General features: G+C 56.0%; 3 protein-coding genes. 1 reads left to right on the forward strand and 2 read right to left on the reverse strand.

Annotated features, from left to right (window positions below):
* Positions 1 to 121: response regulator (locus Q0288_RS17020; protein ID WP_299433283.1), on the reverse strand; the 121-nt coding region annotated here is incomplete at its 3' end.
* A 397-nt stretch (positions 122 to 518) separates the two neighbouring features.
* Between Q0288_RS17020 and Q0288_RS17025 the strand changes: the two genes are divergently transcribed.
* Complete coding sequence (locus Q0288_RS17025; RefSeq protein ID WP_299433277.1) at positions 519 to 1,412, forward strand: AEC family transporter; 894 nt, start codon at positions 519 to 521, stop codon at positions 1,410 to 1,412.
* 21 nt (positions 1,413 to 1,433) lie between these two features.
* Here Q0288_RS17025 and Q0288_RS17030 read toward each other — a convergent pair.
* A partial coding sequence (locus tag Q0288_RS17030) for a hypothetical protein (RefSeq protein WP_299433280.1) occupies positions 1,434 to 1,729 on the reverse strand: 296 nt, incomplete at its 5' end.

A 1,729-nucleotide genomic window follows, 5' to 3' on the forward strand; every position in this document is an offset into this window, starting at 1 on the left:
TTTTTTTTTTCTTTTCGCTGGCGGTAGCTGCCTCCAGGACCTGGTGTCCAGCTTTGGAAAGAGTGAGTCGCAGGCCCATCCGCACGGAGGGTTCATCCTCGACCAGGAGTAATTTCGACATCAACATACAGTGTAGCTATTATTTTGTCAGAGTAATGTCATCGCGTACGGGCTTGCAGGGTACTGGCTTGCCTAAATCTCAGAAATCTTACGATTTTCAACGGCCCCAGCAACAAAGACATGATAGGAGCCCCAGAAGTATGCACCCCGGATCATGGCTACCGCCCACCGTATTACAGCCGAAATAGAGCACAGACATCCGCATTCCGCGTTGCATGCTACTGCCTCGAGCAAGACACGGTCATCCGGTGTGGCGCTCGGAACGCGATCGGGTGGAGCTTAACCCAAAAAAGCAGTCACCCGGTTTGCCAAGGCGACAACCCGGTGCGCATCGGCCGCACAAAGGCCTGGTGCGGTCATGGCCCTCCAGGTTGCCTTCGGGTAAGCTACCCCCTGGTATGGAAGCCCTGCTCAACACGGTTGTCCCAGTCGCTTTTATCGTTCTCATGGGCTACCTCATCGGCAAGCGCATTGATTTTGACCTGCAAACCCTTTCCAAGCTTTCCATTTATATGCTGGTTCCAGTATTGATTTTTGATGTCATGCTGCGGGCCAAACTGACCGGGGCCAGCGTGATCGGCATTACTGCTGCGTTCTTCCTGGCTTCCATCGTTTTATATCTCCTGAGCCTGGGGCTTAGCAAATGGCTGCGTTTTGACCAGGGCACCACCAAGACCCTGATTGCTTCGGCCACTTTTCCCAACTCCGGCAACATGGGGCTCTCTCTCACCTTTTTTGCCCTGGGGCAGCCGGGTCTGGATCGGGCCATCGTTTTTTTTATTGCCAGCAGCGTACTGATGTTTGGTCTTGGGCCGGCCTTTTTGCGCGGGGGTGGAATTGTACAAAGCCTCTTGTTTACCCTCAAGCTGCCCCTGTTCTGGGCTTTGGCAGGCGGCTTGTTGGTACGTGGGCTTGAGATACCCTTGCCTCTCGGGTTGGACCAGGGGGTACACCTCCTGGGCCAGGCCTGCATTCCCGTGATGCTTCTGACTCTGGGTATTCAGATTGCCAGATCCAAACCCGAGTGGGGACGATTTGAACTGCAGGCCAGCAGCCTGCGGCTTCTGGCAGCCCCCCTGCTAGCCGGTCTGGCGGGGTGGGTGTTGGGCCTGGAACGCCTGGACGTCCAGGTTCTGGTGCTGCAAAGTGCCATGCCAATTGCCGTGAATGCTTTTCTTATGGCCGGGGAGTTTGGCGGAGATGGTATCCGGGCTGCCAGGGCTGTGGTAGCTTCTTCTGTTCTGTCATTTGTAACGATCCCGATGGTACTGCTGCTGATCGGCATAGGATAAACTTGTCACATCACTTCTAACCTAGAAACCCGGTGGGGGCGTGGGGGGGGGTGGAAGCAAGGGAGTACCGACCTCGAGTTGCAGGATTGGGCTATTCTGCAGGAGTACAATCAGCCGATAATAGCCATCATCCAGGCGTTCAAACTGGGCTTCGAAGGTGCCGGGTCGTTCAACCCAGATCGAACGCTCCTGGAATAGCTGGTCGCCCTTGTACCACCGCAGCTCGAGGTAGGCCGGCTCTGCGAAGCGACGAACCATGAGTTTTACCACGGCTCCACGCCCGATGGTTTCCAGGGTTCCGGTCCCGCTGGAACGCT

The sequence above is a fragment of the uncultured Meiothermus sp. genome, from assembly GCF_937863175.1.
Taxonomy (GTDB): domain Bacteria; phylum Deinococcota; class Deinococci; order Deinococcales; family Thermaceae; genus Meiothermus.